The organism is Streptococcus sanguinis SK355 (assembly GCF_000212855.1).
Classification (GTDB): domain Bacteria; phylum Bacillota; class Bacilli; order Lactobacillales; family Streptococcaceae; genus Streptococcus; species Streptococcus sanguinis_A.
Genome location: NZ_GL890993.1, coordinates 1,530,439 through 1,545,253, shown reverse-complemented (window position 1 = coordinate 1,545,253; position 14,815 = coordinate 1,530,439). Strand labels below are relative to the sequence as shown.

Annotated in this window: 18 protein-coding genes; all 18 read right to left on the bottom strand. The window is 44.0% G+C overall.

All coding sequences use genetic code 11. From position 1 onward, the window contains the following. Window positions 1–2 precede the first annotated feature (2 nt). Window positions 3–656, bottom strand: coding sequence for a phosphate signaling complex protein PhoU (phoU, locus tag HMPREF9389_RS03920; protein ID WP_002919209.1), 654 nt, complete (start codon window positions 654–656; stop codon window positions 3–5). Window positions 657–670: 14 nt separating this feature from the next. After that, window positions 671–1,429 (bottom strand): phosphate ABC transporter ATP-binding protein PstB, encoded by a 759-nt coding sequence (gene pstB, locus HMPREF9389_RS03925; RefSeq protein WP_032906495.1) that lies wholly within the window; start codon window positions 1,427–1,429, stop codon window positions 671–673. Between the two features lie 75 nt (window positions 1,430–1,504). Further along, window positions 1,505–2,308 carry a phosphate ABC transporter ATP-binding protein PstB gene (gene pstB / locus HMPREF9389_RS03930; protein WP_002895769.1) on the bottom strand — a complete coding sequence of 268 codons (804 nt, stop codon included), beginning with the start codon at window positions 2,306–2,308 and terminating at the stop codon, window positions 1,505–1,507. 10 nt (window positions 2,309–2,318) lie between these two features. Beyond that, window positions 2,319–3,203 (bottom strand): phosphate ABC transporter permease PstA, encoded by an 885-nt coding sequence (gene pstA, locus HMPREF9389_RS03935; protein WP_002895770.1) that lies wholly within the window; start codon window positions 3,201–3,203, stop codon window positions 2,319–2,321. Further along, window positions 3,193–4,110, bottom strand: coding sequence for a phosphate ABC transporter permease subunit PstC (pstC, locus tag HMPREF9389_RS03940; RefSeq protein ID WP_002895771.1), 918 nt, complete (start codon window positions 4,108–4,110; stop codon window positions 3,193–3,195). The genes pstA and pstC overlap by 11 nt, the downstream gene beginning before the upstream one ends. A gap of 8 nt (window positions 4,111–4,118) precedes the next feature. Next, window positions 4,119–4,988, bottom strand: coding sequence for a phosphate ABC transporter substrate-binding protein PstS family protein (locus HMPREF9389_RS03945; RefSeq protein WP_002930138.1), 870 nt, complete (start codon window positions 4,986–4,988; stop codon window positions 4,119–4,121). A 130-nt stretch (window positions 4,989–5,118) separates the two neighbouring features. Next, window positions 5,119–6,423 (bottom strand): RsmF rRNA methyltransferase first C-terminal domain-containing protein, encoded by a 1,305-nt coding sequence (locus HMPREF9389_RS03950; RefSeq protein WP_002930135.1) that lies wholly within the window; start codon window positions 6,421–6,423, stop codon window positions 5,119–5,121. Continuing rightward, window positions 6,424–7,194 (bottom strand): inositol monophosphatase family protein, encoded by a 771-nt coding sequence (locus tag HMPREF9389_RS03955; RefSeq protein WP_002930134.1) that lies wholly within the window; start codon window positions 7,192–7,194, stop codon window positions 6,424–6,426. It abuts the gene before it with no gap. Then, the gene (locus HMPREF9389_RS03960; RefSeq protein ID WP_002930133.1) at window positions 7,184–7,462 is read right to left on the bottom strand and encodes a UPF0223 family protein; all 279 of its coding nucleotides are present in this window, start codon (window positions 7,460–7,462) and stop codon (window positions 7,184–7,186) included. The genes HMPREF9389_RS03955 and HMPREF9389_RS03960 overlap by 11 nt, the downstream gene beginning before the upstream one ends. Before the next feature lie 2 nt (window positions 7,463–7,464). Continuing rightward, window positions 7,465–7,866: a Spx/MgsR family RNA polymerase-binding regulatory protein gene (locus tag HMPREF9389_RS0111325; RefSeq protein ID WP_002906786.1), complete on the bottom strand. Its 402-nt coding sequence runs from the start codon at window positions 7,864–7,866 to the stop codon at window positions 7,465–7,467. Window positions 7,867–7,977: 111 nt separating this feature from the next. Then, window positions 7,978–8,907: a bifunctional riboflavin kinase/FAD synthetase gene (locus HMPREF9389_RS03965; protein WP_328261980.1), complete on the bottom strand. Its 930-nt coding sequence runs from the start codon at window positions 8,905–8,907 to the stop codon at window positions 7,978–7,980. A gap of 247 nt (window positions 8,908–9,154) precedes the next feature. Beyond that, the gene (gene truB, locus HMPREF9389_RS03970) at window positions 9,155–10,033 is read right to left on the bottom strand and encodes a tRNA pseudouridine(55) synthase TruB (protein WP_002930125.1); all 879 of its coding nucleotides are present in this window, start codon (window positions 10,031–10,033) and stop codon (window positions 9,155–9,157) included. Window positions 10,034–10,209: 176 nt separating this feature from the next. Then, window positions 10,210–11,007 (bottom strand): hypothetical protein, encoded by a 798-nt coding sequence (locus HMPREF9389_RS03975; RefSeq protein ID WP_032906494.1) that lies wholly within the window; start codon window positions 11,005–11,007, stop codon window positions 10,210–10,212. A gap of 21 nt (window positions 11,008–11,028) precedes the next feature. Beyond that, window positions 11,029–11,268: a hypothetical protein gene (locus HMPREF9389_RS03980; protein WP_002930123.1), complete on the bottom strand. Its 240-nt coding sequence runs from the start codon at window positions 11,266–11,268 to the stop codon at window positions 11,029–11,031. Window positions 11,269–11,298: 30 nt separating this feature from the next. Further along, window positions 11,299–11,742 (bottom strand): GNAT family N-acetyltransferase, encoded by a 444-nt coding sequence (locus HMPREF9389_RS03985; protein WP_002930122.1) that lies wholly within the window; start codon window positions 11,740–11,742, stop codon window positions 11,299–11,301. 9 nt (window positions 11,743–11,751) lie between these two features. Continuing rightward, a complete protein-coding gene (locus HMPREF9389_RS03990) occupies window positions 11,752–13,023 on the bottom strand; it encodes a DUF2130 domain-containing protein (protein WP_002930120.1) in 1,272 nt (423 codons plus the stop codon). Window positions 13,024–13,215: 192 nt separating this feature from the next. Next, on the bottom strand, window positions 13,216–14,229 hold the full coding sequence (locus HMPREF9389_RS03995; protein ID WP_032906493.1) for an alpha/beta fold hydrolase: 1,014 nt from the start codon (window positions 14,227–14,229) through the stop codon (window positions 13,216–13,218). Window positions 14,230–14,234: 5 nt separating this feature from the next. After that, window positions 14,235–14,723: a GbsR/MarR family transcriptional regulator gene (locus tag HMPREF9389_RS04000; RefSeq protein WP_032906492.1), complete on the bottom strand. Its 489-nt coding sequence runs from the start codon at window positions 14,721–14,723 to the stop codon at window positions 14,235–14,237. Window positions 14,724–14,815 lie beyond the last annotated feature (92 nt).

The following is a 14,815-nucleotide window of genomic DNA, read 5'->3' as shown; positions in this document are numbered from 1 at the left end:
GATCACAACTCAATAATTTTACCTGTTTCAAAGTAAACAACCCATTCACAGATATTCTTGGCATAGTCGCCGATTCGTTCCAAGTAAGAGATAACTTGGAAATAGTCGCGGCCAGTCACAATCAGTTCTGGATTTTGTTTGATTTCCTCTGTAGCAAGATCGCGAATATCATCAAAGTATTGGTTAATTTTCTCATCTAGCGCTGCTACGGCATAAGCTTGGTCTACATTTCCATTGAGATAGACGTTCAGAGTTTCTTCGACGAAATTCTTAACATCGCGCCCCATTTTGCTGATGGCATCCTCTACGGACTCGATGCGGACTTCTCCCTTCATCCGAACAGTAGCTTTGGCGATCGATACGGCGTGGTCGCCCATGCGTTCCAAGTCACTGCTGGCTTTCAGCACGGTGATAACAGTCCGCAAGTCCTGAGACACAGGCTGTTGCAAAGCGATGATTTCCAGAGATTTTTTCTCCAGTTTGACCTCGTAGTCATTGACTTCAGCGTCGTCTTCAATGACCTGACGAGCCAGTTCACGATCATGTGTGACAAAGGCACGCACCGTTCGGTTAATCTGCGATAGGACTTCATTTCCCATCGCATAGAATTGATTATGAAGTTTTTCTAAATCTTCTTCAAATTGTACTCTAAGCATAAGATTCCTTTCTGTTATCCAAATTTACCAGTAATGTAGTCTTCGGTCTCTTTGTGGGCTGGATTGAGGAACATCTTCTTGGTTTCATTAAATTCAATCAAGTCTCCGCCAAGGAAGAAGCCAGTCTTTTCAGAAATCCGAGACGCCTGCTGCATGGAGCGAGTGACCAAAAGCATGGTATATTTGTCTTTCAAACTGTAGAGGGTTTCCTCGATTTTCCCAGCTGAGATTGGGTCCAAGGCTGAAGTTGGCTCGTCTAAGAGAATAATCTTAGGGCTAGTAGCTAGCACGCGAGCCACACAAACACGTTGCTGCTGACCACCGGAAAGACCGATAGCGGAATCATTCAGACGGTCCTTGACCTCATCCCAGATAGAAGCACCAATTAGGGAGCGCTCAACTGCTTCGTCCAAAACAGCCTTGTCCTTAACACCATTAATCCGAAGTCCATAGACCACATTTTCATAGATAGTCATAGGGAAGGGATTGGGCTGTTGGAAGACCATTCCGATTTCCTTGCGAAGCTCTACCGTATCTGTCCTCGGACTATAGATATTGTGACCGTTATAAATGACCGTTCCTGTAGTCGTTACTTCTGGATTCAGGTCCCCCATTCGGTTGATGGCCTTGAGCAAGGTTGACTTCCCTGAGCCTGACGGTCCAATCAAAGCCGTAATCTCATTTGGCATGAAATCAAGTGAAACGCTATTAAGGGCTTTCTTTTTATTATAATAAACCGACAAGTCCTTGACTTGCAAAATAGGTTCTGTCATACGTTTTTCCTTCATTTAATTTTACATTCAACCAAAGACTAAGCTTGTTGAATCGTGACGAATACGGACAGCAGCTTAACCAAAGTGGCCTGAAACATAGTCATTAGTGGACTGAAGCTTAGCATTTTGGAAAATATTGGCCGTCTTATCGTACTCAATCAAGTCGCCCAGATAGAAGAATCCAGTGTAGTCACTAGCACGGGCAGCCTGCTGCATATTGTGGGTCACAATGATAATGGTATAGTTATTCTTAAGTTCGAACATGGTTTCTTCCAGCTGCATGGTCGCAATCGGATCCAAGGCTGACGCTGGCTCATCCATGAGCAGAATGTTTGGCTTGACCGAGATAGCACGGGCAATGCAGAGCCGCTGCTGCTGACCGCCAGAGAGAGTCAGGGCTGACTTGTGCAAGTCATCTTTGACCTGGTCCCAAAGAGCCGCTTGCTTGAGTGAAGTCTCCACAATCTCATCCAAAACCTTTCTATCTCTGACACCGGCCCGTTCATGGGCAAAAGTGATATTTCGATAGATGGACTTGGCAAAAGGATTTGGTCTCTGGAAAACCATGCCGATATGCTTGCGCATTTCATAAACATTGATTTCAGGGCGGTTGACATCAATCCCCTCGTAGAGAATCTCTCCAGTCACATTGGCAATATCAATGGTATCGTTCATGCGGTTGAGGCTGCGAAGATAGGTTGATTTCCCTGAGCCAGAGGGACCAATCAAAGCAGTGATTTTGTTTTTTTCAAACTGCATATCAATGCCCTTGATGGATTCCTTTTTACCATAGTAAACATGCAAATCCTTGGTTGACAGGGCTACCTTTTCTTCAGGAAAAGTAATGATATGTTTTTCATTCCAATTATATTCTGTCATTTCTTCTCCTTTAGGCAGAGGTTAATTTCTTATGCAGATAGCTGCCCAGTTTGCGGGCTCCCAGATTGAAAATCAAAATGAAAATTAGGAGAACCGCTGCTGAACCTGCAGAAACAGCCGTTCCATCAGGAATTGTTCCCTCGCTGTTGACCTTCCAGATATGGACGGCCAAGGTCTCAGCCTGACGGAAGATAGAGATAGGGCTGGTAACGCTGAAAATATTCCAGTTGGACCAGTCAAGAGCTGGAGCTGACTGACCTGCTGTATAAATCAAGGCTGCTGCCTCACCAAAGATACGACCGGAAGCCAGTACAATCCCTGTCACAATACTAGGCAAAGCTTCCGGAATGACCACATGCAGGACCGTTTCCCAGCGGGAAATTCCCAAGGCCAAACCAGCTTCACGCTGGGTGTGGTGGACATGACGCAGGCTGTCTTCGACATTCCGCGTCATCTGAGGCAGATTAAAGACTGTCAGAGCCAAGGCACCAGAGATGATAGAAAAACCATACTCAAACTGGACAACGAAGATCAAATAACCAAAGAGCCCAACTACTACTGAAGGCAGTGAAGACAGAATTTCAATACAGGTGCGGACAAAGTTGGTCACTGGACCTTTCTTAGCATACTCTGACAAATAAACCCCAGCCCCCATAGAAAGAGGCACAGAGATAATCAGAGTAATTACAAGCAGGAAGAAGGAATTGTATAGCTGAATCCCAATACCACCGCCAGCTTGGTAAGAAGAGGATTTCCCTGTCAGGAAAGACCAAGAAACATGCGGCAAGCCTCTAACTAAGATATAGAGGATGAGAGAGGCAAGGATGGCAACAATGATACTTGCTATTGTGTAGAGAACACCAGTCGCCAATTTATCTAATTTCTTAGCGTGCATAGTTTTTCTTACCTCTTTCTTTTGTAATTAGTTTAATCACACTGTTAAAGGCTAAGCTCATCATCAAGAGCACCAGAGCTAGAGACCAGAGAACGTTATTGTCCACTGTTCCCATAACGGTATTTCCAATTCCCATAGTCAAGACAGAGGTCAGTGTAGCTGCTGGTGTTGTCAAAGAGGTTGGAATCACCGCTGAGTTACCAACGACCATCTGGATAGCTAGTGCTTCACCAAAGGCGCGCGCCATTCCAAAGACCACAGCTGTAAAAATACCTGAGCGAGCTGCTTTGAGAGTTACCCGCCAAATAGTCTGCCAGCGCGTTGCGCCCATAGCCAGACTTGCTTCACGGTAGTGACGCGGCACAGCACGCAGACTGTCCGTCGTCATAAAGGTTACTGTCGGCAAAATCATAACAAAGAGCACAAAAATACCAGACAAAATCCCAAAACCAGTACCACCAAAGACTGTACGGACAAAAGGCACTACGATTTGCAGACCGATAAATCCATAAACAACAGACGGAATACCAACTAAAAGTTCAATCGCCGGTTGCAATATTTTCGCTCCTTTTGGAGAAACCTCTGTCATAAAGACAGCTGCACCAATCGCAAAGGGAGTTGCTATCAGAGCTGACAGAATGGTAACGATAAAAGAGCCTAAAATCATTGGCAGGGCACCGAATTCCTTACCAGAAGGATTCCAGACGCCACCAAAAAGAAAATCAAAAACATTAACGCCGTTGACAAAGAAAGTAGATAGACCTTTTTGAGCAACGAAGATTAGAATCATAGCCACAATCACCACAATCAGTGACAGACAAGCAAAAGTCAGATAGCGGCCAAACTTCTCCAAGCGAGAATTTTTAGAAGGCGATAACAACTTTTTGGTTAATTCCTCATTTTTCATTTTGAATCTCATTCTATTGCTGTGACATTCCCATCAGCGTCCTTGCTGACTTTCATATCGTTGATTGAGATATAGCCCATGCTGGTTACAACGCCTTTTTGAACATCATCTGATAGCATATAGTCCAGAAATTCAGCAGCCAGACCAGTCGGCTTGCCTAGTGTATACATATGCTCATAAGACCAGAGCGACCAGTTATTGGTAGCAACATTTTCTGCTGTTGGCTCGTAGTTATTAAGTTTCAAGGTTTTTACAGACTCATCAACATAGGCAAAGGCTAGGTAAGAAATCGCACCAGGAGTTTGCGAAACGATATTTTTGACCATACCGTTGGAATCCTGCTCTTGACTCTGCACAGCTGATTTCCCATCCATGATGACACTGTCAAAGGTTGCTCGGGAACCAGAGCTAGCCGCACGATTGATAATCGAAATCTCTAAGTCCTTACCGCCCAGCTCTTTCCAGTTGGTGATTTCACCAGTGAAAATTTTCTGCAGCTGCTCGGATGTCAGATTATCCACGTCAACTTCTTTATTGGCAATCACAGCAATACCGGCTACAGCGACCTTATGGTCCACCAGGTCAGATGCTTTGATCCCTTCCTTCTCTTCAGCGAAAACATCAGAGTTCCCAATTTCAACAGCTCCTGACTGCACTTGAGACAGACCTGTACCAGATCCACCACCCTGCACATTGACTGTTTTACCGATGTTGTTGGAGCCAAATTCATCAGCTGCTGCTTCAACTAAGGGCTGCAGGGCAGTTGAACCTACTGCTGTCATGGATTCACCGCGGTCAATCCAAGATGAGCAAGCTGATAAGCTGAGACCTAAGCCCAGAGCTGTCAGTGCTAAAGCAAATTTTTTCAATTTGTTCAAAAGATTTCTCCTTTAATAAAATCAAGAGGATGGGAAGTATCTTTAGTATTTCTTACTTAGCAGAAAGAAGCTTTTTTCAATACATTCACATCTTCAACTATATCATATAATAGCAGCTTTTCCTAATATTTTATCTAAATCTCAGGCCTTTTGGAAAATAATTTTTCAGGGTTTTTCCAGTCACTTTTGCAAAGCCCAGACCGTTCCCGCCAAGGACTAGTTGGTACCATCCGTTTGGCTGCGTTTCTGCCAGTTCAATCGTCTCGCCTGCAGCATATTTCGTGAAGTCCTGTTCATTGATTTCAACCTGCTTCGAAACCTCGCTGGGCTTCATAGCCAAGCCTAGGGCAAAGCTAGGCTCAAAGCGATTCTTCTTAAATGTTCCTAGATGCAAACCGTTACGGGCAATCTTTAGCTTGGATAAATCTGGCAGACCAGCAGGCAACAAATAGAGATTATCCCCAAAGGTCTGCAGTTCTCCAGTCAAGACTGTTTTTAGATGCTTGTTCTCAAAGTCCTGCCAGAGTTTTCTTTGCTCGCTCGTCAAACGATTCTTACCTGGTTTAATCTTCTTGCAGCTATTCTCACCAGTATAGCGAAAATGAGCTGCAAACTGACCTTCACCTTTGAAGCGATGCGGATACATCCGAGCTGTCTCAGGAAAGCCAATTCCTTCAGTCATCCCGTTTACTTTAGGAATATCAATCAGTTCAAGTGGAAATTCTTCCAGTAACCAAGCAACGATGCCTTCATTTTCTTCAGGAGCCCAAGTACAGGTCGAATAAACCAGGCGACCGTCCTTGGCAAGCATGCTCATAGCAGCTGTTAAAATCTCTCGCTGGAGCTGGGCGCACTGGGCTGGATAATCCGGTGTCCAATACTGGGTAGCATCCGGCTGCTTACGGAACATACCCTCGCCCGAGCAAGGCGCATCTAGAACAATCAGATCAAAATAGCCCTGAAAGACCTGAGCCAGTCGCTCGGCTGATTCATTGGTAACAAGCACATTTCTAGCACCAAAGCGCTCAATATTCTCCACTAAGATTTTAGAGCGTTTGCTATTGATTTCATTGGAGACCAGTAAGCCCGTATTATCTAAAAAAGATAAAAGATGAGTTGACTTGCCACCTGGTGCTGCCGCCAAATCTAAGACTTTCATCCCCTTAGATGGCGCTGCTATCTGAGCTACCATTTGAGCTGCTGGCTCTTGCGAATAAACCAGACCAGTCACATGCTCAGCAGACTTGCCAGACACCTTGCCATAAAAGCCCCAGTCTGTCTCAGGAATAGCATCTGAGAAATTCTGCTGGCCTTCTTTTAGAGGATTGCTGCGAAAGGCTGAAATTGGCTCCTCGTCAAAAGTCGCAAAAAATTCTGCTGCTTCTGAGCCTAGAATCTGCTCATATTTTTCTTTAAAACCTTTAGGAAAGTCCATTTACTGCTTCCCCTTTTCTAAATAAGGCTTCATAGCTAATAGTTTGCACTTAGGTGCCATCATAACGGGCTGCCGAGTCTGGAAATTTAGCTGACTGCCATCCAAAGTCTGGACGATAAAGCCTAGCTTCTCCGCCATAATCGAAGCCGCCGCATAGTCCCAAGGCCAGTTGTAGGAAAAATAAGCCAAGAGACCGCCAGACAGCACCTTGCTAAAACTAATCCCAGCACTGCCATAAACCCGAACCCCTAAACACTCCCGAGCCAAGTCTGCCAAGCCCCAATCATTGGCTTGCAGCATACCGGCATTGGAAGCCATGAGAAAATTTTGAAAAGGCTGGTTCTCAAAAGCAGGAAGTTTCCTGTCGTTACAATAGACGTCAAAGTCTCCGCCACCGTGATAGAGCTGGTCTCTGGTCACATCATAGATTAAGCCAAAACGACCAATTCCCTTTTCAAAATAGGCAATCATAACGGCAAAATCAGCCTTCTGAGTGATAAAGTTGGTGGTTCCGTCAATCGGATCAATCACCCAGACATTGCCATCAGCAATATTATGTCGGAGTCCATTTTCCTCTGCTAAAATAGCATCCTGCGGATAGTGGGCTAGAATCTTAGCCACCAAGTCATCCTGAACCTTCCGGTCCATCTGGGTGACCAAGTCGGTGGCACTGGTCTTTTGACTCACATCCAAATCATCATAGAGATGTTTCCTCAAAAAAGCACCAGCTTGGTAGATGATTTCTTTAGCAAAATGAAATTTATTTTCCAAGAGAAATGCTTCCTTTACCTTTACTTTTTGCCTCTTGAACAGCACGATAAAGCGAATAACCGCTGACGTTTTCAAAGTCACGGCCGATTCGCTTCTCTTGGCCATTGCTAGGAACAACTTGCTTGAAAGCCGCATAGGACTTCAAGAGCTTTTCCGCTTGGACTTTCTGTTCATAAGCTGCTTCTACATCATTAAAAAAAGAGAGCACCGAAGCAAGCTCTTCAGTGCTCCACGATAAATCTAGTGGGTAACTATAATTTTTGTTCATTTTTACTGAATATCTGCCCGCATGGTTGCGGATCTTAACTCTTCCTTACGATAACTCCGAGGCAAGAAAGCACGAATTTCATCCTCGTTAAAGCCGATTTGCATCCGTTTGCCGTCTAAAATAATTGGGCGTCGCAAAAGACTGGGATTTTCCTCAATCAACTGAATCAAGGTTGAAATGGACAAATCCTCCACATCCAAATCTAATTTCTGAAAAATTTTTGAGCGAGTTGAAATAATGTCGTCTGTACCGTTCTCTGTCAGAGAAAGAATGTGTTGCAATTCGGGAGCTGACAGAGGGCTCGTCATGATATTATGTTCCTGAAAGGGCACTTCATGATTTAGCAGCCAAGCACGCGCCTTACGGCAAGAAGTACAACTCGGCGATAAAAATAATGTAATCATGCGTTTCTCTTCTAATTCTGTATAATAACTACCTCTATTATACTAAATTTTATTTGGCTTGACTATATTTTTTTGAAAATTACTGCCGAATGTCATGAAAATATAACTTTTTCAACTATTTCGATAACCAGTCCAACTTCGAGCAATCTGTTCATCGCTCTGCAGCTGAGCAATCAAGCTGTCAATACCATCAAACTTAACCATCTCGCGAATCTTATCCAGCCAGAAAATCCGAATGGTATCTCCATAGATATCCTGAGAAAAATCAAAGATATTGACCTCAAAACGAAGCTCATCACCGTCAAAAGTTACATTTTTCCCAACACTAGCCATACCACGATAGCGCTGACCATTGTGCTCAACGTCCGCGACATAGACGCCATCTCCTGGAAGAAGGACTCGATCCAAGGGAGCTAGATTGGCTGTTGGATAGCCAATCGTCCGTCCTCTGGCATTGCCATGAACCACAATACCGCGAGTGGACAGAGGGTAGCCCAGCAATTCTTGAGTTTTCAGCATATCTCCGACAGCAATCGTCTCCCGAATCCGAGTGGAAGAAATCTTCCGATTATCCAGATTAACCGAGGGAACGATAACAATCTTGCCATTAAAATAATCTCTCAGCTCATGTGACTCTTTTCGGTCTGATCCGAAATGATAGTCAAAGCCAGCTACCACAGCCTTGGCGCGCAGACGAGACACGTATTTCTCAAAAAAGTCCCGAGCTGTATTGCCCGCAAAATGGCTAGTAAAATCAATCAGGTAAAGATAGTCAACACCCAGACTTTCCAGCTGCGCCATCCGGTCTTCAGGGCTAGCCAGATGCAGCATGAGCTCAGGCTGATAGCGGACAAAGGCTAGCTTAGGCGACTCCGGGAAGGTCATCACTGCAATCTTTAGGCCTTGCTCTACAGCAATCTCTCGTGCCTTCTCAAAGAGTGCCTGATGGCCCTTATGCAGCCCATCGAAATAGCCTAGAACAAGGACCGTATCTTCTGTCTGATCAATCCCTTTTTCATCTATAATTCTCTTGGTTATCATCATTCCTCTATTTTACTACGCATTTGCTATTTTTACAATATCCGTTCCGCTCTAAACTGCAAAACATTTAAAAAAATTTTACTGCTCTAGTCAGGGCGTTTGTCAAAATCTGAAAAAAGCAAAACAAAAGGACAGCAGTTGTGCAGTTGCTGTCCTTTTGTGAGGTTTAATGAAATAATTATAACATGCAAGCGCACATTTCATATTACAAAAGAGTAACAATCTTTTGACAATTCTACTGTTAATATTAAAGGAAGACTTTGCGGGGCTTGTAGGCTGCTTCCCGCTTTTCCAAAACGACTACTAACTTCTCCTTATAAAAGCCAGCTAGCTCAGTTTCTTCTGACATCAAGCTGATAAAACGGCCGTTCCTCACGTCCTCAACCTGCTCGTCAGAAAGCTCAACCTTCACTAAATCTCCGATTCCCAATTCGAGTGGTCGGAGAAATGAGAAATCCTCCGTTGCTACTCGCTCCGCTATTTCATCCAAGGTCAAGGCATCATCTAAGCTCATACCTGCTGAGGAAGTCCGTGTCAGCTGGGACATGTGACTGGCAAAGCCAAGCTTGGCTCCTAAATCAACAGACAGAGTTCGGACATAGGTCCCCTTGCTACATTTGACTCGAAAGCGAAAGCGGGCTTGTTCATCTTCATAGGAAATCGGACTGGTGCGCTCGAAACTATAGATGAACACCTGCCGCTCTGGCCGCTCCACTTCTTGACCCGCTCTTGCATACTCATAAAGCTTGCGGCCATTGACCTTGACTGCAGAGTACATGGGCGGAATCTGGCGAATCTCACCGGTCATGGACTCCATCGCTTCATCAATGAGAGCTTCTTCTAAAAGTTCCGTCACTGGAGTCCGCTCTAGGATGTCTCCGCTGGCATCCTCTGTCGTTGTTGAGTAGCCCAGTGTGATTTCCCCCTCGTAGACCTTGCCTTCCTCCTGCATGAACTCGACTAAGCGCGTTGCCTTGCCCACAGCAATCGGAAGAACCCCTACTACATCTGGATCCAAGGTGCCCCCATGACCGATTTTCTTGGTTTTTAAAATCTTGCGTAGCTTAAATACCGCATCATGCGAGGTCATTCCCGCTTCTTTTCTTAGGTTGATAATTCCGTTCATTGATTAACTTTCTAAAAATACTAAAACTCTCTTTTGGAAATCCTTGTCTGCTCTTGCATCATATTCTTGACAGGTCTGAGCCTGAATCAACAGTCACTTTTTGTTCTTGATTTTTTCAAAAATTCCATCAGTTTATATGGATGCTAATGATTGACTAGAAAAACATAACGAAATAGTCACACTTCTATCCGACTTTCAAAAATCTGATAAAGCTGTTCAAGGCGGCAGTCCTCAGTAGTCGTTATTTCTTCCTCCGATAGGAGAACATTTTCCAATATTGGAAAAAAACCTTGAGCCAGTTCCCGACTGTTCAGCCAATCTGTCATCTGCTGGTTAAAGGCAGGATTGTCCGAAAAAATATAGTCAAAGTGGGCATAATCCTTGGTGTAATAGTAGTAAATCTCCTCCAGAGCAAGTAGTGCCTTGATGGGATCAGCTTCCTCCAGCCAAAGACTCTTATCTAGCAGATGGCTGGTTTCAAGGCCAGCCAGATCAAACATAACCAAATAAACCGCCACACCATCAGCTTGACTGGGTCTAAAGTTAATTGTATCAAGGATAAACTGACGTGAGAAGCGCCGCATAAAATCTAACTCCTGTGGCTTCCAACTGTCACTTTCAAAGTGACACCGATCCAGATTAAGAGAGTCATCGACTCTGATTTCAATGTAGTGAGCAATCATCTCTAAAATCCGAGGCAGAAAATGCCTGATTTGGTAGTCGTCATCACTCTTATTAACCACCGCGTTGAGGTATTCATAGATTAACACCTCACTCAGTTCCCTGACAGGAATGGTTTGCAAAGCTCTGAGATTCTCCTCGGAGATGCAGACGGGGCAGGTACAAAGGGTCAGAGGAAAGTGTAAATCGCAATTAAACAGGGTGTAGGCCTCTTCTAAAAGGGCTTGCATAGCAGGGCTGAGGTCGGGCTCCTTCGGTATTTCCGGTCTAGTCTTAGCTTTTTTCTTTCCCATGCTCATCCTCCTCTACATTAGCTAAGCTAGTCTGGCGAAAGCCATGGTTTTGATAAAAAGCATGCGCAGCCAACCGTTCATCATTAACGCTGTTGCTAAGCCCCTATAAGCTAGGGCAAGCATTTGCGCCATTCCCTTAACAGTCGCCAAACCATCCCCTAGACCTGGGATGATGACCAGTGGTTTCTTACCTTTTCCAAAGGTCACATAGTCCATGCTCTTATTGTTAAAATATAAGGTTTTCCCTTTTGTTGAAGACATTACTTCGTTTTCCTTACTATTTTATCATGTTTATTCATATTGACTTTTTAAATGCAGAGCAAAGCCGGCAGTCACTTTTTCAAATCCAACCGCCTGATAAAACTGATGTGCAGCATTTCGTTCAGCAGTTAATCCACTATTTAGAGCCAGTGCCTTAACTCCTTCTTTTACCGCTTGTTTTTTCAATTCATCAATTAGCCTACTAGCAATTCCTTGTCGTCTTGCTTCTTTTGCAACTGACAAAGCTAAAATACGATAGCAAGATCCATCTGCTTCAAAAAAGAAGAGCTTTGCATAACCTAAGAAACCTAAAATTTCTCCGTTTCTTTCAGCTAAAAGACAGCCATAATGCGGCTGAGAAAGAATCGTTTCTAAACGTCGAGCCAGCTTAGAAGCGGTCGTTGGATAGCCCAAGTCTTCGTATAAAGACAGTAAGGCTTCAGCATCTTTCGTGGTTGCTTTTCGTATCTGCATAGGATCCTCCTAGTCACCCTTCAAAGCTTCAAACTTAGCTTTCATAGTGGGATTTTTGCGCGTCAGTTTCTTGACAGAGACATCGTCTAGTTTGTTGTTTGCCAATCGCAGCTGGTTTTCAGAGGTTGTCAGGAATTTCTTGATTTCTTCCATCCGGCGGATTGCCTTGTCAATCTCTTCGATTGCCTTACCAAAGTTGGTCGAAGCAGACTGATAATTCTTGGCGAAAGCTACTTTAAAGGCATCCAAATCTTCCTCAAAATGCGTAATATCAATATTCTGCTCCCGCACCAAGGCCAGTTCTTGCTTGTACTGGAGCGAGTTAAGCGCAGCATTACGCAAGAGGGTAATCATTGGCAGGAAGAACTGTGGTCGGATAACATACATCTTCTCATAAGCATAGGACACATCGACAATGCCTGAATTGTAGAGCTCGCTGTCAGTCTCCAGAAGTGTCACCAGAATAGCATACTCACAGCCTTTCTCCCGCCGGTCCTTATCCAGCTCTTTGAAAAAATGCTCGTTTTTCTTCTTGGTCGCTGTCTCATCGCCTTCATTTTTCATCTCAAACATGATGGAGAGGATTTCTACACCATTTTCATCCACCTCACGGTAAATGTAGTCGCCCTTGCTGCCGGTTCTGGCATCATTGTCCTTGCCAAACTCCGCTCGTGGAAACATAGCCATACGATTCTTGTTAAACTCGTACTCGCAGTGCTGTTCCAAACTCTCGCCAATCATCTTAGTAGACTGCTTGGCCTTAAAATCCTTGTAGAACTCTATAGTCTCATCTTTCTGCCGCAGCTCTACCTCATAGCGCTCTTTGAGAGAGGTCTGAGCCAGCGCTGCTTCCTTTTCTTGCAGAACTAGCTGATTCTTAACCTCGTCGCGCTCTTTTTCCAGCGCAGACAAGGTCTTTTGAAGCTGATTTTCATGCTCCAAGCGCAGAGTTATTAGCTGACTTTCCAATTGCTGAACTTCCTTATCCTTCTCCTGCAATTGAAGATTAGCTGTCTGCTCCGCCTCTTTCTTTGCCAATTCCTGCTGGGTCTCAAACTGATCAATTTGATTTTGAAGATTGTTAATTTCCTGATCTTTCTGCGATAGCAGGGCTTGTTGGGCATTCTGGGATTTTTGCTCTGCTAAAGCCAGTTCCTGCTCAATCCGAGCATGAATCTCCTTGTCAAACTCTGCAGTCCGAACCTGCGACAAAAGCTCACTGTACTGGCTCTCATTGACTGTAAAAACCTCCCCGCAGTTGGGGCATTTGATTTCGTTCATGGGGTACCTCTCGTTTAAAATTAAAATCTTTATTCCTTTTCTTTGCCAAGCTGATAGATTATATCGCTATCATTTATTATCTGTAACTCTCTTTTTCATCATTCTCCCAAATTCACTAATCTACTTCTCATGACTATCAACTATTATACCATTCCTACCAATAAATGAAAAACAGCAAGCCGCTGGCTTGCTTTAGCTGTTCTGAATTGTGTCTTTAAACTCCAGCAAAGCTTGGATATAGCAACGGGGTTTAAATGCATGGATAACATGATTGGCTGGAATTTTTTTGTAAATAGTCTGTGGCGCCAGCTCCAGAATATGCTGAACGTCCTGGTCATCTAGAGCCCCAACTAGACCGTACTTCTCATATCTTTTCCAGTTAGCATGGAGACATAGTATTGGACAAGTGCTTGCTTTCAGGGCTTCAGCATGATGAATGCCTTGATAAAATCGGCCATCCACAAAAGCGCGAGCAAAATCTGGATCAAACATGGACAGTGATTTCAGAAGCTGCTTCAAGGTAGATGGAAAACCAACTTCAAGTGGCTGATTGGGGTGATTGGTTCGAAATTTTTTGATTCGCTTTGATAATAAACGAATCATCCAGTCAGGCATTTTTTTAACCCGATTCTCCGAGACAGGCATCTCCTGACCTGAAAAATAATCCGCCAAATCACGATTGTCCAAATCCCCTATTTTTTCTACCACATGCTTGAGACCATTGTAGACAAAACGGTCCCTCTCCTTAAAACGAGGCATCTCTGCAGAAAAGACAGGAGCATCCTCAATGACAATTCCTGCCACTTCCGAACCCAAATTGGCTGCACACCAAAGAGCGATAATCCCTCCTGAAGAATTTCCCGAAATGATGACTTTCCCTTGGACGACATTGTCAATAAAGGAACGCATATCCTGACCGATTGTAGACCAAGAATAATCTCCTGGTGTCCAGCTGGACTTGCCATGCCCCCGAATATCAATGGCATATACCTTGAACTGCTGAGAAAGAGAAATCAGGACTTTGCCATAAGATTCCCAAGTTCCTATTTGAGCTGGAATAAGCAGAAGATTGGGTCCATTGTCTGGTCCCACAACATAATTCAGTTTAATCTGTCCTGTATCATAGAGTTTTTCTTCAAAACCCGCTCGAATGAGTTTTTTGTCTCCAATATTTCCTGATAAATATTGATAAGGATTTTCATACATCTTCGTCACCCTCTTTGCTTGTCTCTAATATGTTTCCGCCAAGCCTTCAACATTTCCTCCTGATAATTAGCCTGGATATCCAGCCATGCTTTCATGTCTTCTAACTGTTGGTGTTCGAGAGAATCTTCAGCCAATTCCTGCTGTCCCCTTTCAACAATCTGCTTGATTGGAAATAAAGCTTCTTTTCGATGTTCGAGAACTCGTTCCCAAGCCTGGGGGGAAAATCTAAAATAGTCAATCCTATCTCCAGGAAAGGTAACCTTTTCTATCCAGCCATTGAGCATCAATGCTCGAATATTGGTAGAAATACTGCTCCTGCTTGCTTGAAGTAGAGCCGACATATCTTCTGCTGACAAAGGTTCTCCAAAAACAAGGCTCAAACCGAAAATCCGACCCCCAATTCGCGGAATGCCATAACCTTCATAAATGGCAGCAATATTCTCAATAAACTTTTGTAACTCTGGCTTTAAACTAATCTTCTTTTTCTGATTCATATCTGTTACCTCTTGCCTATAGTATATCTCTTTCACTCATTTCAGTCAAGACTGAAATGAGTGAAATCAAACGTAAAAAAAACCGCTGATTG